General features: G+C 74.6%; 18 protein-coding genes. 13 read left to right on the top strand and 5 right to left on the bottom strand.

Annotated features, from left to right (window positions below; all coding sequences use genetic code 11):
• Positions 1 to 20 precede the first annotated feature (20 nt).
• Positions 21 to 977: a DMT family transporter gene (locus BM385_RS05930; protein ID WP_078576293.1), complete on the bottom strand. Its 957-nt coding sequence runs from the start codon at positions 975 to 977 to the stop codon at positions 21 to 23.
• On the opposite strand from BM385_RS05930, the gene BM385_RS05935 reads away from it, so the two are divergent.
• Positions 976 to 2,424: an aminotransferase-like domain-containing protein gene (locus BM385_RS05935; protein ID WP_093842381.1), complete on the top strand. Its 1,449-nt coding sequence runs from the start codon at positions 976 to 978 to the stop codon at positions 2,422 to 2,424. The two genes, BM385_RS05930 and BM385_RS05935, sit on opposite strands and share 2 nt — an antisense overlap.
• A 62-nt stretch (positions 2,425 to 2,486) precedes the next feature.
• Entirely contained in the window at positions 2,487 to 3,047 is a 561-nt protein-coding gene (locus BM385_RS05940; protein ID WP_019435042.1) for a histidine phosphatase family protein, read from the top strand.
• Here the strand turns inward: BM385_RS05940 and BM385_RS05945 are convergent.
• A complete protein-coding gene (locus tag BM385_RS05945) occupies positions 3,001 to 3,642 on the bottom strand; it encodes an ATP-grasp domain-containing protein (RefSeq protein WP_093842382.1) in 642 nt (213 codons plus the stop codon). The genes BM385_RS05940 and BM385_RS05945 overlap by 47 nt on opposite strands.
• Positions 3,643 to 3,700: 58 nt before the next feature.
• Complete coding sequence (locus BM385_RS05950) at positions 3,701 to 4,543, bottom strand: helix-turn-helix transcriptional regulator (RefSeq protein ID WP_217650938.1); 843 nt, start codon at positions 4,541 to 4,543, stop codon at positions 3,701 to 3,703.
• A 200-nt stretch (positions 4,544 to 4,743) separates the two neighbouring features.
• On the opposite strand from BM385_RS05950, the gene BM385_RS05955 reads away from it, so the two are divergent.
• The 7 genes from BM385_RS05955 (at position 4,744) to BM385_RS05985 (ending at position 11,323) form a co-directional block, all read left to right on the top strand.
• On the top strand, positions 4,744 to 5,688 hold the full coding sequence (locus tag BM385_RS05955) for an SDR family oxidoreductase (protein WP_093842383.1): 945 nt from the start codon (positions 4,744 to 4,746) through the stop codon (positions 5,686 to 5,688).
• 101 nt (positions 5,689 to 5,789) lie between these two features.
• Positions 5,790 to 6,314, top strand: coding sequence for a P-loop nucleotide/nucleoside kinase family protein (locus BM385_RS05960; RefSeq protein ID WP_026047645.1), 525 nt, complete (start codon positions 5,790 to 5,792; stop codon positions 6,312 to 6,314).
• A gap of 139 nt (positions 6,315 to 6,453) precedes the next feature.
• Positions 6,454 to 7,482, top strand: coding sequence for an N-acetyl-gamma-glutamyl-phosphate reductase (argC, locus tag BM385_RS05965; RefSeq protein WP_093842578.1), 1,029 nt, complete (start codon positions 6,454 to 6,456; stop codon positions 7,480 to 7,482).
• Entirely contained in the window at positions 7,479 to 8,636 is a 1,158-nt protein-coding gene (gene argJ, locus BM385_RS05970; protein ID WP_019435048.1) for a bifunctional glutamate N-acetyltransferase/amino-acid acetyltransferase ArgJ, read from the top strand. Before argC ends, argJ begins: the two co-directional genes overlap by 4 nt.
• On the top strand, positions 8,633 to 9,559 hold the full coding sequence (gene argB / locus BM385_RS05975) for an acetylglutamate kinase (RefSeq protein ID WP_019435049.1): 927 nt from the start codon (positions 8,633 to 8,635) through the stop codon (positions 9,557 to 9,559). The genes argJ and argB overlap by 4 nt, the downstream gene beginning before the upstream one ends.
• Positions 9,556 to 10,761 carry an acetylornithine transaminase gene (locus BM385_RS05980; RefSeq protein WP_019435050.1) on the top strand — a complete coding sequence of 402 codons (1,206 nt, stop codon included), beginning with the start codon at positions 9,556 to 9,558 and terminating at the stop codon, positions 10,759 to 10,761. The genes argB and BM385_RS05980 overlap by 4 nt, the downstream gene beginning before the upstream one ends.
• Positions 10,762 to 10,789: 28 nt before the next feature.
• Positions 10,790 to 11,323, top strand: a complete 534-nt coding sequence (locus tag BM385_RS05985) for an arginine repressor (protein ID WP_019435051.1) — start codon at positions 10,790 to 10,792, stop codon at positions 11,321 to 11,323.
• Positions 11,324 to 11,368: 45 nt separating this feature from the next.
• On the opposite strand, the gene BM385_RS05990 is transcribed toward BM385_RS05985, so the two are convergent.
• Positions 11,369 to 12,412, bottom strand: coding sequence for a polyprenyl synthetase family protein (locus BM385_RS05990; RefSeq protein WP_093842384.1), 1,044 nt, complete (start codon positions 12,410 to 12,412; stop codon positions 11,369 to 11,371).
• Between the two features lie 322 nt (positions 12,413 to 12,734).
• Here BM385_RS05990 and argH point away from each other — a divergent pair, with 322 nt between their 5' ends.
• Positions 12,735 to 14,189 carry an argininosuccinate lyase gene (gene argH, locus BM385_RS05995; RefSeq protein WP_093842385.1) on the top strand — a complete coding sequence of 485 codons (1,455 nt, stop codon included), beginning with the start codon at positions 12,735 to 12,737 and terminating at the stop codon, positions 14,187 to 14,189.
• Between the two features lie 63 nt (positions 14,190 to 14,252).
• Here argH and BM385_RS06000 read toward each other — a convergent pair whose 3' ends face one another.
• Positions 14,253 to 15,254 (bottom strand): Gfo/Idh/MocA family protein, encoded by a 1,002-nt coding sequence (locus BM385_RS06000; RefSeq protein ID WP_019435054.1) that lies wholly within the window; start codon positions 15,252 to 15,254, stop codon positions 14,253 to 14,255.
• A gap of 157 nt (positions 15,255 to 15,411) precedes the next feature.
• Here BM385_RS06000 and BM385_RS06005 point away from each other — a divergent pair, with 157 nt between their 5' ends.
• The 3 genes from BM385_RS06005 to BM385_RS06015 are packed head-to-tail and all read left to right on the top strand — an operon-like array spanning position 15,412 to position 22,471.
• Positions 15,412 to 16,263: a DUF4132 domain-containing protein gene (locus BM385_RS06005; protein ID WP_093842386.1), complete on the top strand. Its 852-nt coding sequence runs from the start codon at positions 15,412 to 15,414 to the stop codon at positions 16,261 to 16,263.
• Positions 16,260 to 21,293 carry a hypothetical protein gene (locus tag BM385_RS06010; RefSeq protein ID WP_093842387.1) on the top strand — a complete coding sequence of 1,678 codons (5,034 nt, stop codon included), beginning with the start codon at positions 16,260 to 16,262 and terminating at the stop codon, positions 21,291 to 21,293. Before BM385_RS06005 ends, BM385_RS06010 begins: the two co-directional genes overlap by 4 nt.
• On the top strand, positions 21,290 to 22,471 hold the full coding sequence (locus BM385_RS06015; protein ID WP_019435057.1) for an ATP-binding protein: 1,182 nt from the start codon (positions 21,290 to 21,292) through the stop codon (positions 22,469 to 22,471). The genes BM385_RS06010 and BM385_RS06015 overlap by 4 nt, the downstream gene beginning before the upstream one ends.
• Positions 22,472 to 22,474 lie beyond the last annotated feature (3 nt).

The following is a 22,474-nucleotide window of genomic DNA, read 5'->3' on the forward strand; positions in this document are numbered from 1 at the left end:
TGCTTTCGCCACTTTCCAGTCTAGGGCCGGGGCCGCGCCCCGGCGTGTGGGGACCGGGACGGGGTCAGCTGGGTGACCGCGATGCAGGCCAGCACGGCCAGCGCGGTGACCGGAGCGGCCCAGGTCATGCTCTCGCCCAGCAGCAGGGACGCCCACACCAGCGTGAGCAGCGGCTGGGCGAGCTGGAGCTGGCTGGCCCGGGCGATACCGGCCCGCGCCAGGCCCCGGTACCAGACCACCAGGCCGCCGAACTGGGACACCAGCGCCACCCACAGCAGCCCGGTGACGGCGCGCGCGGTCGGCTCGAAGGGCTCGGCGGACACGGCCAGCACCGCGGCGGGCAGGGCGAAGGGCAGCGACAGCAGCAGGGCCCAGGAGATCACCTGCCAGCCGGGCAGCTCCCGGGCCAGCCGGCCGCCCTCGCCGTACGCCGCGGCCGTGACCAGCAGGGCGGCGGCCAGGTAGAGGTCGCCCCGGGCGAGGGAGCCGCCTCCGGTGCCGAGAGTGAAGGCGACGACGGCGGCGGCGCCGGCCCCGGCGGCGGCCCAGAAGGTGCGGGAGGGACGGTGGCCGGAGCGCAGCGTGCCGTACACCGCGGTGGTCAGCGGCAGCAGGCCCACCACGACGGCGGCGTGCGAGGTGGAGGAGGTCTCCAGCGCCAGCGCGGTGAGCAGCGGGAACCCGATGACGGTGCCGGAGGCGACGACGGCCAGCCCCGTCCAGTGCCGGCGCGCCGGAAGCGGGGTGCGGGTGATGCGCAGGGCGAGGGCGGCGCCCACGGCCGCGAGCACGATGCGCAGCGCGGTGGTGCTCCAGGGGCCGAAGCCGTCCATCGCCCAGGCGGTACCGGGCAGGGTGAAGGAGAAGGCGAGGACGCCGAGCGCGGCGAGCGCGATCCCGCCGCGGTCCGTGACGGGCGCCGGTGGCGCGGCAACCGCTATCGGAGTGCGCTCGATAGCGCTACTGTCTACTCTCATGCACCAGAGTAGCAGTGAGCGGGAATTGGCCCACCTTCTGCGCGAGGAGCTGAACCGCTACTCACCAGGGGAGAAGCTGCCGTCCAGCCGGGCACTGGTCGAACGCCACCGCGTCAGCCCCGTCACCGTGTCCAGGGCGCTCGCTGCACTCGCCGCCGAGGGCCTGGTCGTCACCCGGCCCGGCGCCGGCGCCTTCCGGGCAGCGCCACGCCCCGTCGCCCCACCGCCCGGGGACACCTCCTGGCAGGAGGTCGCGCTGACCGCCGAAACCCCGGCCGACGGCGGGCCGCGCGGCGCCGACGCCACCGGCGTGCTGGCCACCCTCGCCGCACCGCCGCCCGGAGTCGTCGAGTTCAACGGCGGATATCTGCCGCCCGGCCTGCGCCCCGAGCAGGCCCTCTCCGCGGCGCTGGCCCGGGCGGGGCGGCGGCCGGGGGCGTGGGAGCGCCCGCCGATGGAGGGCCTGGAGGAACTGCGCGCCTGGTTCGCCCGGGAGATCGGCGGTCCGGGCGGCGCGGTGCCAGCCTCCGGCGTGCTCATCACGGCGGGAGGCCAGAGCGCGCTCACCACCGCGCTGCGCGCCCTGGCCCCGCAGGGTTCGGCCGTCCTGGTCGAGTCCCCCACCTACCCGGGGCTCCTCGCCGCCGCCCGCGCCTCCGGACTGCGCCCGGTACCGGTGCCGCTCGACCACGACGGGGTCCGCCCCGACCTGCTGGAACGCGCCTTCGCCGCCAGCGGGGCCCGGGTAGTGGTGTGCCAGCCGCTCTTCCAGAACCCCACCGGAGCCGTCCTGCACCCCGAACGGCGGGCGCGGCTGCTGGCCGCGGCCCGCGCGGCGGGGGCCTTTGTGATCGAGGACGACTTCGCCCGCTGGCTCGCCCACGACGACGCCGGGGCACTGCCGCCCGCCCTCGCCGCGGACGACCCGGACGGGGTGGTCGTGCACGTCCGCTCCCTCACCAAGATCACCTCCCCGAGCCTGCGGGTCGGCGCGCTCGCCGCCCGGGGCCCGGCCTTCGAACGGCTGCGGGCGATCCAGGTCGTCGACAGCTTCTTCGTACCGCGACCGCTCCAGGAGACCGCCCTGGAACTGATCAGCTCCCCGGCCTGGACCCGCCATCTGCGCACGGTGGCCGCCGAACTGCGGCTGCGCCGGACGGCCACCACCACCGCGCTCGCCGCCGAACTCCCCGAGGCGCCGCTGCCGTTCGTCCCCCGCGGCGGATACCACCTGTGGCTGCGGCTGCCGGAGGGCACCGACCCGGCGGCGGTGGCGGACGCGGCCCAGCGCGCCGGAGTGGCGCTCGCCCCGGGCGGCCCCTACTTCGCCGCCGAGCCGCCCTCCCCGCATCTGCGGCTGAGCTTCGCCCCGGCGGCCGGCGTCGGCGAGATCGGCGAAGGGGTGCGCCGGCTGCGGTCGGTGTGGCCCGGGCGGACGGGTGCGTAAAACCGCCGGAGATTTACGTCGCCGTAGTGGTGCGGTACACAGGTGGCTCGTACCATCGCGCCATGCTGGTCACGCTGATCGCCGCTGCCCGCACCTCCCCGCTCCTGGACACCCGCTTCGGCGACGACCGTCCGCTGGACGCCGCCGGCTGGCAGGCGCTGGAGAGGGCCGTGCCGGCGCTGGCGCCGCTGGCCGCGGCCGACCTGCGGTACTGCTCGCCCACCGCGGGCAGCCGGCAGACCGGCGAGGTGCTCGGCTACGCGCCGCTGGCGCAACCGGCCCTGCGGGAGTGCGACATGGGCCGGTGGAGCGGACTGACCCTCGCCGAGGTGACCGCCCGCGAACCGGCCGCCGTGGACGTCTGGCTGAACGACCCGCGCGCCGCGCCGCACGGCGGCGAGGCCCTGCTGTCGTTCATCGCCCGGGTCGGCGGCTGGCTCGACACCCGCCCGCTGGCGGACGACGGCCGGATCGTCGCCGTCACCGAACCCTCGGTGATCCGGGCGGCCATGCTGTACGCGCTGAAGGCACCGCCGCACGCGTACTGGCGCACCGAGATCTACCCGCTGTCGGTGGTCAGCCTGCACGGGGCCCGGGGACAGTGGTACCTGCGGCTGGGCTGACCCGGCGCACGAAGGGCCGGTCCCGGCCGGTGAACGCGGACAGCGGCCCGGCGGCCCGCAGGATGACCTCCAGCGCCCGGTCCGCGTCGGCCGTGTACCGGCCGCAGGCCCAGGCCGCGTTGGCCTCCACGACCGCCCATCCGCCGGCCGTACGGCCGACGTCGACGACCACGGCACTCGGCAGGGTGTCGCCGACCGCCGCGAGCAGCCGGGCGCCGAAGGCGAGCGCGTCGGGCCCCGGCAGCCGGGAGCCGTCGGCGTAGACCCGGGCGGGAACGGACTTGTCGTTGGGCGACTTGACGAACGCGGGGCGGCGCAGCGTGTACGCCTCACCGAGCGGCAGCGCCCGGATCTCGCGCCGGGTGAACGCCTGGGGCAGCGCCGGCAGCCAGTCCTCGGGCGCCTGGAGCAGGGCGATGCCCAACGCCGGGGCGACCGCGTCGGCGAACGTCGGCCCGGCGTGCAGATGACGTGCGCTCAGGCCCTGCGGCACGGCGGCGGACGGCAGGCTCACGGTCGGCAGCCCGCGCCGGTGGGCGGCGTCCCGGATGCTGCGGGCGGACGCGGTGAGCCGGGACGGCAGCACGAGGGTCATGGCACCCATCCTCGCCCGGCGCCCCGTCCCCGGGCCCGGGATTTCCGCCTCACCTCTCTCAGTAGGCGGTCCGGGTCGCCAGCACGGACAGCAACTGGAGCTTCTCGTGGCTCTCGCTGCCGGGAACGGCGGTGTACACCAGCAGCGAGTGGGCCTGCCCCGGGTCGATCAGCCGCTGGCAGTTGAGTTCGAGCGGGCCGAGTTCCGGGTGGACGAAATGCTTGACCTCATCGGGCCGGACCCCGACCTCGTGCGTGTCCCACACCGCCCGGAACTCCTCGCTGCGCTCGAGCAGCAGCTCGGCGAAGTGCGCCGCCCGGGAACCGGGGCCGCGCAGCGTGGCCAGCTCGCGCAGGCCCGAGGCGAACATCCGGGTGAGGAACGGATGGTCCTCGGGTGCGTAGAGCGCGCGGGTGGCGGGGTCGGTGAACCACCGGTAGCCGATGCTGCGGGCCGGGCCGCTGAACCGGGTCGTGTCACCGGTGAGGGCCACCCCCAGCGGGGACTGCCGCAGCGTCTCGCCGAGTTCGGTGACGATCTCCGCGGGCGTGTCGTCCAGCCGGTCCAGGATGCGCAGCAGGCCGGGGCTGATGTGTTCGCCGATCGCGCCGCGCGCGGGCGGGTTGTGCCCGGCCAGCCGGAACAGGTGATCGCGCTCGTCGAGCGAGAGATGGAGCCCCTGCGCGATGGAGGCGATCATCTGCTCGGACGGCTGCGGGCCGCGCTCCCGCTCCAGGCGCGCGTAGTAGTCGGTCGACATGTGGCACAGCGCCGCCGCCTCCTCCCGCCGCAGCCCCTCGGTCCTGCGGCGGCGTCCGCGCGGCAGGCCGACGTCCTCGGGCTGCAGCGCGGCCCGGCGGCGCCGGAGGAACTCCGCAAGCCCGGTCCTGTCGATCACCATGCGGTCCCTCCCTCGGTACTGCCCCCTTCGTACCAGCCGTGTGCCCCCGCAGCCACGGCCCGCCGATCCCCCCCTTCCCGGGCGTGGCGCTGCGGCCGGTTCCGGCCCGGCTTCCGTATCAGTGGATCGAGCGGCCCTGGATGGCGCCGCGGCCATGGCCCACCGTGGCACCGACGACCACCACCGCGAGGAGCGCGCCCATGTCACGTACCGCCATCGACATCACCCTGCCCGACCTGACCGGGAAGCGCGCCGTGGTCACCGGGGCCAGCGACGGCATCGGCCTGGGGATCGCCACCCGGCTCGCGGTGGCCGGCGCCGAGGTGCTGCTGCCGGTCCGGAACCCCGGCAAGGGCGAGACGGCGCTCACCCGCATCCGGCAGGCGGCCCCCGGGGCCGCCGTGTCGCTGCGCGCCCTGGACCTGTCCTCGCTGGAGTCGGTGGCGGTGCTCGGCGAGACGCTGCGGGCGGAGGGGGACCCGATCCACCTCCTCATCAACAACGCCGGCGTCATGACACCGCCCGACCGGCAGACGACGGCCGACGGCTTCGAACTGCAATTCGGCACCAACCACCTCGGACACGTCGCCCTGGTGGCGGGGCTGCTGCCGCTCCTGCGGGCCGGCCGCGCCCGGGTCACCTCGCAGACCAGCGTCGCGGCGGCCCGCGGCGCCGTCAACTGGCAGGACCTCAACTGGGAACGCTCCTACGACGGGATGAAGGCCTACCGGCAGTCGAAGATCGCGGTCGGGCTCTTCGGCCTCGAACTCGACCGGCGCAGCGCCGCGCACGGCTGGGGGATCACGAGCAACATCTCCCACCCGGGGGTGGCGCCGACGAGCCTGCTGGACGCCCGTCCGGAGATGGGCCGGGCCAAGGAGACCCGCGGCAGGAGGCTCATCAGCGCCCTGTCCGCGCGCGGCCTCCTGACCGGCACGCCCGAGACGGCGGGCTTCCCGGCACTGCGCGCCGCGACGGTCCCCGACGGGGAGCGGGCGCCGTTCTACGGTCCGAGCGGGCTGGGACACCTCGGCGGCGGCCCCGGTGAGCAGAAGCTCTATCCGCCGCTGCGCGACAACGCGGAGGCGGAGCGCGTCTGGCGGGTGTCCGAGGAACTGACGACGGTGCGCTTCCCGGCCGGCTGAGGGGCCGGGCCGTCCGGCCGGGGTGGGTGCCCCTTCCCGGACGGCGCCCCGGCCGGGCCGTTTCCCTGTTCCCGCCGCCCGCGGGGCGTTAGCGTGGGCCGGTGATCGTATGGCTCAACGGGACCCACGGGGTGGGCAAGACGACGACCGGCGCGTTCGTGCAGCGGCTGCTCCCGGATTCCCGGGTGTTCGACGCCGAGAAGGTCGGCGAGGCCCTCATGGACATCACCCCGGGGCTGCCCGCGACGGACAACTTCCAGCACTGGCCGCCGTGGCGCCCGCTCGTCGTCGAGACGGCCCGCCGGGTTCTCGACTACGCCGGCGGCACGCTGGTGATGCCCATGACCGTGCTCGTCGAGGAGTACTGGCGGGAGATCAGCACGGGCCTCGCCCGGCACGGCGTCCCGGTACGGCACTTCGTCCTCCACGCGGACCGGGAGACCCTCCGGGCCCGGATCGCGGGCGACACCGTGCTCGGCCCCGACTCCCCGTTCCGGCTGCGCTATCTCGAACCGTACGCGGAGGCGGCCCGCACCTGGCTGCACGCCGAGGCCGAGGTCGTCGACACCACGCGCCTCACGCCGGCCGAGGCCGCCCGGCGGATCGCGGAGGCCGTCAAGGGCTGAGGCCCGTCCGCCCTGCCGGGCCGGCGCGGGTATCCGTGCTCCGCGGCGGGTGCGCCCCGGCCGGTGTTACGCCATCCGAGTGATTGCATAAAACTGCCGCGCTACGTATAGTCATGCCATAGCTGATGAGGAGGCGATGGTGGCCATGCGTGCTGCGGTGGCAGGGGCGAGTGGATATGCCGGCGGGGAGATCCTGCGGCTGCTGCTGGGGCACCCGGAGACAGAGATAGGCGCCCTGACCGGCAACTCCAACGCCGGGCAGCGGCTCGGGGCGCTGCAGCCGCAGCTGTTCCCGCTGGTCGACCGGGTGCTGGAGCCCACCTCCGCCGAGGTGCTGGCCGGGCACGACGTCGTCTTTCTCGCCCTCCCGCACGGGCAGTCGGCCGCCGTCGCCGAGGAGCTGGGGGAGGGCACGCTCGTCGTCGACTGCGGCGCCGACTTCCGGCTGGCGGACGCCGGGGACTGGGAGCGGTACTACGGCAGTCCGCACGCCGGCACCTGGCCGTACGGGCTGCCGGAGCTGCCCGGGGCCCGGGAGGCGCTGCGCGGGGCGCGGCGGATCGCGGTCCCCGGCTGCTACCCGACCGCCGTCTCCCTCGCGCTCTTCCCGGCCTACGCGGCCGGGCTCGCCGAGCCCGAGGCCGTGATCGTCGCCGCCTCCGGCACCTCGGGCGCGGGGAAGGCCGCCAAGCCGCACCTGCTGGGCAGCGAGGTCATGGGCTCCATGAGCCCCTACGGCGTCGGCGGCGTCCACCGGCACACCCCGGAGATGATCCAGAACCTCTCCGCCGTGGCCGGCACCCGGATATCCGTGTCCTTCACCCCGACCCTGGCCCCCATGCCGCGCGGCATCCTCGCCACCTGCTCGGCCAGGGCGAAGCCGGGCGTCACCGGCGCCGCACTGCGCGAGACCTACGAGAAGGCACTGGCCGGCGAGCCGTTCGTCCGGCTCCTGCCGGAGGGCCGGTGGCCCGCCACCTCCGCCGTGTACGGGGCCAACACCGCGCTCCTCCAGGTCGCCCTGGACGAGGCCGCGGGCCGCATCGTCGTCGTCAGCGCCATCGACAACCTGACCAAGGGCACCGCCGGCGGCGCGGTGCAGAGCATGAACATCGCCCTCGGCCTCCCCGAGGAACTGGGACTTTCGACGATCGGAGTCGCGCCATGAGTGTGACGGCAGCGCAGGGATTCCAGGCGGCGGGCATCGCCGCCGGGATCAAGGAGAACGGCAACCCGGACCTGGCGCTCGTCGTCAACGAGGGCCCGCGCCGCGCGGCGGCCGGGGTCTTCACCGCCAACCGCGTCAAGGCGGCCCCCGTGCTCTGGTCCGAGCAGGTCCTCAAGGGCGGTGCGGTCTCCGCCGTCGTCCTCAACTCCGGCGGCGCCAACGCCTGCACCGGCCCGCTCGGCTTCCAGGACACCCACGCCACCGCCGAGAAGGTCGCCCAGGCCCTGGGTGCGGCGCACAGCGCCGGCGAGATCGCCGTCGCCTCCACCGGGCTCATCGGGGTCAGGCTGCCCATGGACGCCCTGCTGCCCGGCGTGGACACGGCCGTCGCGGCGCTCTCCCGGCACGGCGGCGAGAAGGCCGCCATCGCCATCAAGACCACCGACAGCGTGCACAAGACCGCCGTCGCCGAGGGCGAGGGCTTCACCGTGGGCGGCATGGCCAAGGGCGCCGGCATGCTCGCCCCCGGGCTCGCCACCATGCTGGTGGTGCTCACCACCGACGCCGACCTCGACTCCGCCACCCTGGACCGCGCGCTGCGCCAGGCCACCCGCACCACCTTCGACCGGGTGGACTCGGACGGCTGCATGTCCACCAACGACACCGTGCTGCTGCTGGCCTCCGGCGCCTCCGGCACCACTCCGGCGTACGACGCCTTCGCCTCCGCCGTCCACGAGGTGTGCGCCGATCTCGCCCGGCAGCTCATCGGGGATGCCGAAGGTGCCTCCAAGGACATCCGGATCGAGGTCGTCGGCGCCGCCGACGAGGACGACGCCGTCGAGGTGGGCCGCTCCATCGCCCGCAACAACCTCCTCAAGTGCGCCGTCCACGGCGAGGACCCCAACTGGGGCCGGGTGCTCTCCGCGATCGGCACCACCTCCGCCGTCTTCGAGCCCGACCGGCTGGGCGTCGCCATCAACGGCGTCTGGGTCTGCAAGGACGGTTCCGTGGGCGAGGACCGCGACCAGGTGGACATGCGCTTCCGCGAGGTCCGCATCACCGCCGACCTGGCCGCCGGGGACGCCTCCGCCGTCATCTGGACCAACGACCTCACCGCCGACTACGTCCACGAGAACAGCGCGTACTCATCGTGACCGAGCAGACCGAGACACTCACCCCGACCGCGCGCAAGCACACCGCGCTGCCCAAGGCCCGCATCCTCGTCGAGGCGCTGCCCTGGCTGACCCGCCACCACGGCAAGACCGTCGTCATCAAGTTCGGCGGCAACGCCATGATCGACGAGGAGCTGAAGGCCGCCTTCGCCCAGGACGTCGTCTTCCTGCGGCACGCCGGGCTGCGCCCGGTGGTCGTGCACGGCGGCGGTCCGCAGATCACCGCCCAGCTGGACCGGCTCGGCCTGGAGTCGGAGTTCAAGGCCGGGCTGCGGGTCACCACCCCCGAGGCCATGGACGTGGTCCGCATGGTGCTCGCCGGCCAGGTCCAGCGCGAGCTGGTCGGGCTGCTCAACCGGCACGGCCCGCTCGCCGTCGGGCTCACCGGCGAGGACGCCCGCACCATGACCGCCACCAAGCGCTACGCGCGGATCGACGGGGAAGCGGTCGACATCGGCCGGGTCGGTGAGATCACCGCCGTCGACACCGGGGCGATCGAGGCGCTGCTCGCGGACGGCCGGATTCCCGTGGTCTCCTCCATCGCCCGCAGCGCCGACGACCACCACATCTACAACGTCAACGCCGACACGGCCGCCGCCGCCCTGGCCGCGGCCCTGGGTGCCGAAACCCTGATGGTGCTCACCGACGTCGAGGGCCTGTACGCGGACTGGCCGGCCAGCGACGAGGTCATCAGCCGGCTGACCGTCAGCGAGCTGGAGCGGCTGCTGCCCGAACTCGCCAGCGGCATGGTGCCCAAGATGGAGGGCTGTCTGCACGCCGTCCGCAGCGGGGTGCGCACCGCCCGGGTCATAGACGGGCGGGTCCAGCACTCCATCCTGCTGGAGATCTTCACCGACGAAGGCATCGGCACGATGGTCGTGCCGGACCGAGGAGAGCCGACATGAGCAGCAACCAGGAGCTGACCGGGCGGTGGCAGGGCGCCCTGATGGACAACTACGGCACCCCCCGCATCCCGCTCACCCACGGCGCGGGCGCCCGGCTGCACGACGCCGACGGCAACGCCTACCTGGACTTCGTCGGCGGCATCGCGGTGAACTCCCTGGGCACCGGCCACCCGGCCGTGGTGCGCGCCGTCTCCGAGCAGATCGCACGGCTCGGCCACGTCTCCAACCTCTTCATCGCCGAGCCGCCCATCGAGCTCGCCGAGCGGCTGCTGGCCCTGGCCGGCCGCCCGGGCCGGGTCTACTTCTCCAACTCCGGGGCCGAGGCCGTCGAGGCCGCGTTCAAGCTCGGCCGGCTCACCGGGCGTCCGCACATGGTGGCCACCGACGGCGGCTTCCACGGGCGGACGATGGGCGCCCTGGCGCTCACCGGCCAGCCCGCGAAGCAGCGCGGTTTCCAGCCGGTGCCCGGCGAGGTCACCCATGTGCCGTACGGGGACGCCGAAGCGCTGCGCGCGGCCGTCACCCGGGACACGGCGCTGGTGATCATCGAGCCGGTGCAGGGGGAGAACGGGGTGGTCGTGCCGCCGGCCGGCTATCTGGCCGCCGCGCGGGAGATCACCCGCGCCACCGGGACACTGCTGGTGCTGGACGAGGTGCAGACCGGCATCGGCCGCACGGGCCAGTGGTTCGAGGGCCTGGCCCAGGGGGTGGAGGCCGATGTGGTCACCCTCGCCAAGGGGCTCGGCGGCGGGCTGCCGATCGGCGCCACGCTCGCCTTCGGTCCGGCGGCCGAGCTGTTCGCACCCGGTCACCACGGCTCCACCTTCGGCGGCAACCCGGTCTCCTGCGCGGCGGCGCTCGCCGTGCTGGACACCATCGAGTCCGAGGGGCTGCTGACACAGGTGCGGCGGATGGGCGAGCGACTGCGGGAAGGCATCTGGCAGTTGGGCCACCCGCTGGTCGACCGGGTCAGGGGCGCGGGGCTGCTGCTCGGTATCGTGCTCACCGAGCCGCTCGCCGCACAGGTGCAGCAGGCCGCCCAGGCGGCGGGCATCCTGGTGAACGCCGTCGCGTCCGACGTGGTGCGCCTCGCGCCACCGCTGATCATCGACGAAGCGGAGGTGTCGGAGTTCATCGCGGCGCTGCCCGGGGTGCTGGATGTCGCCGACACCCAGGCGAAGGCGGCCGTGAGCCACCGCTGACCGTCACCGACCGACCCGGAGAGGGAGCATGACCGATGACCGGCTGGGCAACGGCCCGTCCGTACCGCAGACCCGTACGGCCCGGCACCGCCGGATCGTCGACATCCTCAACCGGCAGCCGGTGCGCTCCCAGAGCCAGCTGGCGAAGCTGCTCGCGGACGACGGGCTGAGCGTCACCCAGGCGACGCTCAGCCGGGACCTGGACGAGCTGGGCGCGGTGAAGATCCGCAATGTCGGGGGTGAGCTGATCTACGCCGTGCCCAGCGAGGGTGGCTTCCGCACGCCCCGGGCGCCGCTGGGGGAGTCGGCCAAGGAGGTCCGCATGGCCCGGCTGGCCGGGGAACTGCTGATCTCGGCCGAGGCATCGGCCAACCTGGTGGTGCTGCGCACCCCGCCGGGCGCGGCGCAGTTCCTGGCCTCCGCCATCGACCAGGCGGAGGTGCACGACATCCTCGGCACGATCGCCGGGGACGACACCCTGTTGCTGATCAGCCGGGACCCGGTCGGCGGGCAGTCGCTGGCCGACCATCTGTTGCGGATCGCCCAGAAACAGCAGGAGTAGCAGGAGTAGGGGGTGGGGGCCGCCGGCCGGCCCTCACCCCCGGGGTCAGCGGTCGCGGTGGCAGGCGAGTTCGGCCAGCGCGGTGAGACGGGCGGCGGCCTCCGGTGCCGGCCGGGCCGAGCGGAGCGCGGCCAGTGCCCTGGCCAGCTCCTCCCGGGCGGTGCGTTCGGCCCAGGCCCGGCCGCCCGCGTCCTCCACCAGCCGGGTCAGCTCGGCGACTTCGGTCGACTCGGCCTCCGGGTCGCTGTACAGGGCGGCGAGCCGTTTCCCGGCCGGGGTGTCCGAGTCCAGGGCGGCGACCACCGGCAGGGACTTCTTGCGGCTGATCAGATCGGCGCCGGCCGGCTTGCCGGTGACGGCCGGGTCGCCCCAGATGCCCAGCAGATCGTCCGTCAGCTGGAAAGCCATGCCCAGGTGCGTGCCGAACCGGTGCAGCAGATCGGCCTGTTCCAGGCTGCCGCCGCCCCACAGGGCGCCCAGCGCGCACGAGACGGCGAGCAGGGCGGCGGTCTTCTGCTCGGTCATGGCCAGGCATTCGGCCAGGGACACATGGGAGCGTTCCTCGAAGCCGATATCGGTCTGCTCACCCTCGATGAGCCGGGTGGTGGCCTCGCTCAGCCAGCGGATACCGGTGACGGTGTGCGGCTGCGGAGGACCCTCGCACAGCACCCGCCCGGCGTGGATGAGCAGCGCGTCCCCGGCGAGCAGCGCGGCGGAGGAGCCGAACACCGTCCAGGCGGTGGCCCGGTGCCGGCGGGTGGTGTCGCCGTCGAGGATGTCGTCGTGGAGCAGCGAGAAGTTGTGCACCAGCTCGACCGCGACGGCCGGCGGCAGGGCGGAGGCGGCGGTGCCGCCCACCGCCTCGGCGCAGGTCAGCACCAGGGCGGGCCGCAACGCCTTGCCCTGGGGAGCGTTCTCGGGCCGGCCCGCGCTGTCCACCCAGCCGAAGTGATAGGCCGCGACCCGGGAGACGGGCGCGGGCAGCCGCTCGGTCCAGGACCGCAGGGCGGGGTCCAGGAGCTCGCGGGTCCTGCTGAGGGTGTCCTGGGCGGTGTGCTGCCCTGACACCAGATCGGGGACGGGGGTCATGGACGGGCTCTCCCTTTCCTCGGCTGACGGATGACCGGGGACGGCCGCCGGACGGCGGGGGCCGTCCGGCAGTGACGCGTGGCGCTGTCAGCTTGACCGCTTTTCGGACAGGGCGGAACAGCGCATTCCGGATGGAATTCACGCCGGTTGCGCTCCTGTGCGCCCGCTTGAAGCGCCGCCGGTCGGCTGACCTGCGGGCTCGGTGCCTCGCGCCCCCGGTCGCGGTGTGGGCGGAACGCGCCCCGATCTTCTGTTCCCCGGAAGGAGCGGGAGGGGTTTTGACGGACCATGCGGCGGGATGCATACTTATTCGGGACCGCGCATGCATTCAAGGGAGAGGCCCGTGACCGACACCGCACCCAACGACGTCAAGCTGTGGGGCGGCAGGTTCGCCGACGGCCCGGCCGCCGCCCTGGAGAAGCTGAGCGCCTCCGTCCACTTCGACTGGCGGCTCGCGCCCTACGACATCGCCGGGTCGCGCGCGCACGCCCGGGTGCTGCACCGCGCCGGGCTGCTCACGGCCGATGAGCTGGAGCGCATGCAGGCGGGTCTCGACCGGCTGGCCGCCGATGTCGCCGACGGCTCCTTCACCGGCACCATCGCCGACGAGGACGTCCACACCGCCCTGGAACGCGGCCTGCTGGAGCGGCTCGGCCCCGAGCTCGGCGGCAAGCTCCGGGCCGGCCGGTCCCGCAACGACCAGGTCGCCACCCTCTTCCGGATGTATCTGCGCGACCACGCCCGGATCATCGGCGGCCTGATCGCCGACCTCCAGGAGGCGCTGATCGGGCTGGCCGAAGCCCACCCGGACGTCGCCATGCCCGGCCGCACCCACCTCCAGCACGCGCAGCCGGTGCTCTTCGCCCACCATGTGCTGGCCCACTTCCAGGCCCTGTCGCGCGACGCCCAGCGGCTGCGGCAGTGGGACGAGCGCACCGCCGTCTCGCCCTACGGCTCGGGCGCGCTGGCCGGCTCCTCCCTCGGGCTCGACCCGCAGGCCGTCGCCGAGGACCTCGGATTCGAGGGCGGCTCGGTCGCCAACTCGATCGACGGCACCGCCTCCCGGGACTTCGTCGCCGAGTTCGCCTTCATCACGGCGATGATCGGCGTCGACCTCTCCCGGATCGCCGAGGAGATCATCATCTGGAACACGAAGGAGTTCTCCTTCGTCACGCTCCACGACGCGTTCTCCACCGGCTCCTCGATCATGCCGCAGAAGAAGAACCCGGACATCGCCGAGCTGGCCCGCGGCAAGTCCGGCCGGCTCATCGGCAACCTCACCGGCCTGCTGGCCACCCTCAAGGCGCTCCCGCTCGCCTACAACCGCGATCTCCAGGAGGACAAGGAGCCCGTCTTCGACTCCTGCGACCAACTGGAGATCCTGCTCCCCGCCTTCACCGGCATGCTCGCCACCCTGACCGTCCACCGGGAACGGATGGCCGAGCTGGCGCCCGCCGGCTTCTCGCTCGCCACCGACATCGCCGAGTGGCTGGTCAAGGAGGGCGTGCCGTTCCGGGAAGCCCACGAGACCGCAGGCGAGTGCGTCAAGGTGTGCGAGGCGGCCGGCATCGAGCTCGACGAGCTGACCGACGAACAGTTCGCGAAGATCTCCCCCCGGCTGACCCCGCGGGTGCGCACGGTCCTCAATGTGCCGGGCGCCCTCGCGGCCCGCGACGCCCGCGGTGGCACCGCCCCCTCGGCCGTCGCCGCGCAGCTCGCCGAGGCCAAGGCCGACCTGGCCGTCCAGCGCGCCTGGAGTGCCCCCGCCGGCGACTGACCGGCGGCAGTGACGGGGCGGCCGGCCGGTGCGGGGACACCGGCCGGCCGCCCGCCGTACCCGCTACTCGCCGGGGAACCGCAGCCCGATGCGCTCCCGCGCCGCGTCCAGGGTCCGCATCACCGCCAGAGTGCCCTCCAGCGGCACCAGCGGCGACTCGGTCTCACCGGCCCGCAGCGCCCGCATCACCTCGGCGGCCTGATGGGCGTACGTCTGGTGCGGGCCGAAACCGTCGAACTCCTCCGGCTCCGCCCCCTCCCGGTGCAGCGTGAACCGCTCCGGGAAGAAGAACCCGCCCGGCAGCTCGATTCGGCCCGCCGAGCCGGTGACCGAGGCGCTGTTCGCGGTGCCCGCCACCAGCGAGCAGGTCAGCGCCGCCAGCGCCCCGCTGTCGTAGCCGAGCAGCAGCCCGGTGTTCTCGTCCACGCCGTCGCTCATCCGCGCCCACGCGGTCACCGCCTGCGGCTCCCCGAGCAGCAACTGGGCGAAGGACACCGGGTACACGCCCAGATCCAGCAGCGCCCCGCCGCCGAGCGCCGGATTCCGCAGCCGGTGGTCCGGCGGTATCGGCCCTGCCAGCCCGAACTCGGCGTGCACCGAGCGGATCTCACCGATCGCCCCGTCCCGCACCAGCTCGGTGAGCCGGCGGATCGCCGGATTGCAGTACATCCACATGGCCTCCATCAGGAAGAGGCCGCGCTCCCGGGCCAGCGCCACCAAGTCCTCGGCCTCGGCGGCGTTCAGCGTGAACGGCTTCTCGCACAGCACCGGCTTCCCGGCCAGCAGGGCGGTCCGCACGGCGGCGTGGTGCGCGCTGTGCGGCGTCGCCACGTACACGACGTCCACCTCCGGGTCCTCGGCCAGCTCGCGCCAACTGCCGTACGCCCGCGGCAGCCCGAACCGCTCGGCGAACCCCCGGGCCGCTTCCGGGGTGCGCGAGCCCACCGCGACCACCTCCGCGTCGGGCATCGCGACGATGTCCGCGGTGACCGCCGCGGCGATCGAACCGGTCGCCAGAATCCCCCATCTGACGGGGGATATCGGACCCTGCGTGGCCTCGCTCATCAGGCCTTCCTCCACGTTGCTGACCGGCCCGGGGCCGGATTGTCAGTGGCACTCCCTAAAGTTCGATCATCGTAGGCACGGAGCGGCCGTGCCGACAGATCCGGGCCCGATCCGGGCGGCTGGACGCTGCCTTCGGGCGACCACAGGGGAGATGGTGATGGGGTGGATCAGCGCGGGCGCCTATGAGGTGGCGCTCGACGACGGCGGCAAGGTCATCTGCCGCAACGCGAAGGGCCGGCAGCTGAAGACCGTGCCCCCGAAGATCGCGGACGACCCGGCGGTCGTCGGACTGCGGCAGCTGACCGAATGGCTCGACCGGCACCAGCGCGAGTGCCTGGCCACGGTGGAGCGCTGGATGATCCGCTCCCTGCCCGTCCCCACCGCCGCCCTCGTCGCCCTGTGGCCGGACACCGCCTGGCAGGCGGCGCTGCGCGACCTGGTCATCACCGACACCGACGGCACGGTGGCCGGTTACCTGCGCGACGCCGACGGAGTCCGTGGCCTGGGCCTGGTCGACCTGGACGGCGACAGCGTCCGCATCAGCCCCGACCGGGTCCGGGTGCCCCACCCCGTCCTCCTGGACGACCTGGACGAACTGCGCGACTTCGCCACCGAACTCGACCTGCGGCAGGGCGTGCAGCAACTGCACCGCGAGGTGTTCCGGCGCACCACCGAGGACCCGCGCGCCTCGTCCGTCGACACCTACGCGGGCGGCGTCTACCAGCGCTTCCGCTTCCTGGCCGGCCGCGCCGTCTCCCACGGCTACCGGGTGCGCGGCGGCCAGGCCGTCCTGTCCGTCGTCGAGGACGGCCGCACCATCGAGGCCCGGATGTGGCTCGGCGACGCCGGCTACGACGAGGCGGAGACCGGCCCGCTGGGCTGGACCACCGAGGACGGAACCGCGCTGACCCTCGGCGACGTGGGCCCGGTGGCCTGGTCGGAAGGCATGCGCATGGCCGCGGACCTCTACGCGGGCCGGGACATCAAGAGCAGCGAGGAGCGGGCATGAGCGGCAACGACACCACCATCACCACCCCGGCCACCGGCGAGGAGCGGGCCGCGGCCCTGCTGGAAGCCGGCGCCATCCTGCCGCCCGCCACCCTCACCGGCGACGACACCGACACCCTGACCGCCCGCAGCTACCGCCATCCGGTGCTGCCCGGCCGCACCGTCGTCCGCCTGGTCCCCGGCACCCTCGGCGAGGCCGAGGACCTGGCGCTGGACTTCCTCGGCCTGACCCGGGAGCCGGACGCCCCCACCATCGGCCAGGTGCGCCGCGAAACCCTGGGCTTCCCCGCCTGGGCCCTGGTCAACGACCCGGCCAACGGCCACCACGCCCTCGCCCTCGTCCAGGACATCGAACGGCTCGCCGCCATGGCCGCCACCCGGGCCGGCGCGGCCAAGGACGGGTTCGACGCGCTCGGCACCCGGCTCGACCGCTCCGCCCCGCACTTCCTGCCCACCTTCTACGAGCAGGCCGCCCGCGTCTTCCTCACCCACGACAACACCCAGTACGCCGCCGCCTTCTTCGGCAAGGCCCGCGCCGCCGAGCGCGTGCACTCCCTGGAGATCGACGAGGCACGGCAGCGCGCCGTCTTCCTGGAGTTCGCCTTCGCGGGCGCCCTCACCGTCAAGGCCCTCAAGGAACACCTCAAGGACCTCACCGCCCGGCTGTCGCCCGACGCCGCCTGGGCCGAGTTCCGGCAGCTGACCGTCGAGCGCTGCGCCGCCGGCCTGCCCCCGTACGCCTCGCTCCCGCAGGATGCCCGCGCCCTGCTGCGCGCCGCCGGGCTCGACCAGGCCCGCGAGGAACGGGACCTGCTGCGCGAACTGCTGGCCTCCCCGGCCGTCGTGCGCGCCCCGCTGTCCTTCTGGCAGTCCTACCGGGAGCCGATCGTCGCGCTCGCCGCCGACGAGCCGGCCGTCCGGCGCCGGCTGCTGGAGTTCATCCCCGCGACCGCCACCGACGAGGCGGCCGACACGCTGTGGCTGAGCCTGCTCGCCGACGCCGGCGCCCAGGACCTGCTCACCGCGCCGGACACCGGCGGCGGGGCACCGGGCGTGGACGCGGCCGACTGGCTCAGCCGCTGGGCGGCCCACCTGCGCAGCGGCTGGCAGCGCACCGACCGCTCCCCGCTCACCTACGCCCTCGTCGTGCGGATGGCGCCCCGGCTGCGTACAGCGGGCCGGCCCACCACCATCGCCGCCGCCGGCCGCTACGGCCGCACCGATCTCGAACTCCTCGACGTCGCCCTCGCCAACGGCATCCCGGTCGCCGCCCCCGAGGGCTCCGGCGGCTGGAGCCGCGACCTGGAGCAGTGGCTCGCCCAGCCGGCCGGCGAACGCCGCGACCTGGCGGCCGTCGCCGCCGACCCGCGCTTCGCGCCACTGCTCTCGACGGCCGTCGGCGACCTCGGCCGCCACCGCGACTCCCGGCGCCGGCTCGAACAGATCGCCACCCACCCCGTGCTGCGCGTCGTGCTGCACGACTGGCTGGCCGCGCGCGCCGAGGAGTTCACCCGATCCCCCGGCCTCCCCGGCGCCGACGCCGTGCTCAGCACCCTGCAATCCTTCCGTACGGTGGCCGCCGAGGTGAACCCGCGGGCCGTGGCCCGGATCGCCGGCCACCGCACGGCCCCCGTGCTCGCCCACACCCTGCGGGCCGGCATCATCGACGAACTCGGCTGGCCCGCCCTGGACAAGGCCGTACGCCGGCTGGACGCCACCGGCCGGTCCACCGGCAAGAACGGCTGGTTCGCGCTGGAGGACTCCTCCTGGCCGGTGCTCATCCTCGCCAACCCCGAGCGCGCCCTGGTCGTGGGTCCCGACGAGATCCTGCTCGACCACCCGCTGCGCATCCCCGACCGCATCGACAGCTGGTACACCCCGGACTTCCGCTACGTCGACGGCGAACTGTTCGTCCAGTGGCGGCAGGACGGCAAGCTCCGTGCCTACTGGTCCAGCCGCCCGGCCGAGATCTTCACCCCCACCTACCGCGGCTCCGCCCACTGGCGCACCGCCCCCGCACCCACCTCGCACCCGCTGCCCGGCGGCGGCGCCGCCACCGGAACCGGCACGCTGCGCGCCGGCGACACCCAACTGCCGACCGTGCGCTACGTGATGAGCGACGGCACCGGACACTGGCGGCTCTCGCACCGCAGCCGCCCGGTGTGGACGGAGTACGACCCGCACACCGGCGAGGGCGGGCGCGCCTCGCTCCCCGCGTTCCTGGCGACCGCCGCCGAGGGCCCCGGCGAACTCCGTCAGGAGAACTGCGCCCTGGTGCCCCTGGCCCCGGGCCTGGAGAACACCCCGCTGGGCACCGACGGCGCCCTGCTCGGCTGGTGGACCCGGTACGACGCCACCACCGGCGACGTCCGGGCCGGCGGCACCGACGGACGCACCGTCAGCCTGACCGACGCCGGAGAGACCTCCGGGCCGATGCCGGTCGGCTCCCTGCTGCTGCCCGGCGGCGCCCGGCCCGTGGTGGCCGTCCAGGGCGACAGCGTCAGCCTGTACGACGACGGCGCCCCGCAGGCCACCGGCGCGCTCGGCCGGGCCCAGAAGGGCCGCCGGCACCAGGACTACGCCGCCGGCACCCCCCTCCTGGCCCCCCTTCCGCACTGGCACGCGCTGCGCCCCCGCGACACCGCCGGCTCGCTCGCCCTGCGCGCCCTGACCGACGAGCAGGCCGCCGATCTGATCGCGGCCGTCACCGAGGCCCGCGAGCAGCACGAACAAGCGCTCGCCACCGCCCGCAGCGGCGGCACCCTCACCCCCGAACAGCAGAAGGAACGGGACCGGGGATGGCAGCAGACCCTGGCCGCCGTCGTCGCCCGCGCCCTGCCGGACATCACCGACCCCGCGCTGCGCAAGGGCGTGGCCGGCGTCGTGGTCGTTACCGAACGCCTGTGCCGCTCGCTCGAACGCTTCGTGCGGCCCCCGCAGCCCGCCGAGGTCCGCCGGGAGCAGGAGATGTTCGAGGACTACCGCCCGGAGCACGGCGAGGACCGCACCATCGCGGCGGCCGTCACCGGGCTCGTCACCGGCTCCGGATCCGTCTACCACCCCCAGAAGTCCTGGCTGACGCTCCAGCAGATCCGCGCCGTCCAGCAGGTGATCGCCGGCCGGCCGGCCACCGGCCGCCCGCTGATCAAGCGCCACCGCGAGGAGACCCTGGCCGGCGGCTGGACCACCGACGAGGGCACCGCGCCCGGCGGCGGAGGCTGGCCCCGGCTGCTCCCCGCGCTGCCCGCCCTGTGCCACCGCGCCACCGCCCCCGCCACCGGCGAGAGCGCACGCGAAGCGCTCCTCCTGCTGCTCTCCGCCCTCGCCGAAGGGCCGCTCACCGGAACCCCCGGCACCGTGCGCACCGTGCTGCTCCGCGCCGAAGGCCGCGACCAGCGCCGGGCCGGACAGGTACTGCGCCACGGGGAGCGCACCGTCGTCATCCTCGGCAGGCAGCCGGGCTGCCACGACCGGGACCACGCCTGCTGGATCGCCCTCGACCGCGACCCGCAGGGCGTCTTCGGCCCCGTCGCCCAGTTCACGCACAGCGACGAACAGCCCCTGGACACCACGGTGACCGCCGAGCGGGCCGCCGAACTCGTCGCCCTGGTCCGCGAGCGCGGCCCGGCGCCCTGGCGCCCGGAAGCCGTCGACGCGCTCGCCGCCGGCACCGGCGCCGGCCCCGCCCGCGCCGCCCTGCTGCTGGCCGCCCTCCCCGACGAGCCCGGCGCCGCCACCGCCGCCACCATCGGTCTCAAGGCCGGCACCGCCAAGATCGCCGGGGAACTGCTGACGGCCCTCAGCCGCCACGGCGATCTCTCCGAGGTGACGGGCGCCCTGCTCCCCGCCGACCTTCCGCAGCTGTGGGAGACCGGCCCGGACACGGCAGCCGCCATCGCCCGCTGGCAGCACCACTTCGGCGGCCTGCGGCTGCCCGCCGAGGACACCATGACCGAACTCGGCCAGGGCGAGGCGTCCTCCGCGCTCACCGTGCTCAACCCGGGCCGCGTGCCCTGGATCACCCGCACCACCACCCAGCGCCCGGTGTCCCAGAAGCAGCACCACCACGAGTACACCGAACTGGCCGCCGACGACCCGGCCGCCATACCCGCCCTCGGCGACCTCAGCCGCGCCGCCCAGACCCTGCTGAACCTCGCCTACGTCCTGCCGTACGGCGACCCGCTGCGCGCCGCGCTCCCCGACGCCCTGGCCGCACTGCGCCACCGGCTCACCGACCCCGGGCTGCTGCTCGCCGTGGGCTACACCTGGCTGCCCGACGGCCGGCAACTGTCGGCCGCCCTGCGCCAGGCGCACGGCCTGCCCGAGACGGGCGGCGCGGACCGGGACGGCTTCACCCCGGTCGGCGAGGTGTTCGTCCTCATCCCGTCCTACGGATCCAGCGAGACCGTGCTGGTGCGCCCGGCAGCCCTCAAGGGCGCCGACGACCCGGCCTTCGGCCTGCTGACCGGGCTCACCGGCCCGGGCGGCTACAACCCGCTCTGGTCGGTGAGCACCCTCCTCGGCGAGGGCATCACCGAGGCCACCGCCGCCGGCCTCGGCCCGCAGCCGGGCACCGGCCACGCCCAGGACCCCGAGTTCTCCGTCCCCGACCTGGTCACCGAGGCCGCCACCGCGCACGGCCTCGGCCGGGACGCCGCCGCGCTCTACCTCCAACTGCTCGCCCTGCCCGACCCCACCGACCGCCGGCTCACCCACTGGACCGGCTGGAAGCCCGCCCGCAGCAAGCGCGCCAGAGCCGAACTCGCCGCCACCGGCCTGGTGGTGGAGGCCAAACGGCCGCGTGCCGGCCGCACCCTGTTCCTGCCCGGCGGCTGGCAGCCCCACCAGGCACCCCGGCTCCCCATGGAGATCTGGAAGGAGAGCCTGTACGACGGCTCCGCCCGCTCCCGCCCGGTGCCGATGGGCTCCGTGCCCGACCTGTTCCGGCGCGCCTGGGCCCGCACCACCGAGGGCGACGCCCCCGCCTACGAAGAACTCACCACCCGCGCCACCAGGAAGGGCCGCCGATGACCACCGCCGCCACCGCCACCCCGCCCGCCGGGGACACCCGGCAGATCGTCCCGCCCGAGGACCGGTACGCCACCGAACTCGCCTTCCTCGCCGCCCACGACACCGGCCCCCGCCCGCCCGGCTGGCGGCTCACCCCGCACGCCGTCGTCACCTTCGTGATGGGCAGCGCCGGAGAACCGCTCGCCCTGCCCGCCGACGCCGAGGCCCCCGGCGGACTGCCCCGCCGCCTCGTCATCGAGCAGAAGTTCGTCGGCGAACGCGCCCTCGTGGAGCGCTGCGTCATCACCCTGGCCGGTGAACGCGGACTGCTGCTCGTCGGTGAGCCCGGCACCGCCAAGTCCCTGCTCTCCGAACTGCTGGCCGCCGCCGTCTGCGGCACCAGCGCGCTGACCGTCCAGGGCACCGCGGGCACCACCGAGGACCAGCTCAAGTACGGCTGGAACTACGCCCTGCTGCTCGCCCAGGGCCCCAGCCGCACCGCCCTGGTGCCCTCCCCGGTGCTCAGCGCCATGACCACCGGAGCCGTCGCCCGCGTCGAGGAGATCACCCGCTGCCTGCCGGAGGTCCAGGACGCACTGGTCTCCCTGCTCTCCGAACGGCGGGTCGCCGTCCCCGAACTCGCCGGCGGCCCGGACGCCCAGCTGCACGCCGCCCCCGGCTTCGCCCTGATCGCCACCGCCAACCTCCGGGACAAGGGCGTCTCCGAGATGTCCGCCGCCCTCAAACGGCGCTTCAACTTCGAGACGGTGGGCCCCATCGCCGACCTCGACACCGAGACCGCCCTGGTACGCCGCCAGGCCCGGGCCGCCGTCGAACGCACCGGCGCCCGCTACGGCGTCGACGACACCGTGCTGGAAGTCCTGGTCACCGCCTTCCGCGAACTGCGCGGCGGGCGCACCGCCGAGGGCTGGGAAGTGGAGCGCCCCTCCACCGTGATGAGCACCGCCGAGGCGGTGTCCGTGGCCACCGCACTGGGCCTGGCCACCGCCTACTTCCCCGCGGGACGCGACCCGCTGCGGCTGCTCCCCGGCCATCTGCTGGGCGTCGTCCGCAAGGACGACCCCGCCGACGCCGCCCGGCTGCTCGGCTACTGGGACGGTGCCGTCCGGCGGCGGGCCGAGGCCGGCGCGACCACCTGGCGCACCCTGTGGGACCTGCGCGCCGTACTGGAGGACTGACCG

Source organism: Streptomyces harbinensis, from assembly GCF_900116145.1.
Classification (GTDB): Bacteria; Actinomycetota; Actinomycetes; order Streptomycetales; family Streptomycetaceae; genus Streptomyces; species Streptomyces carpaticus.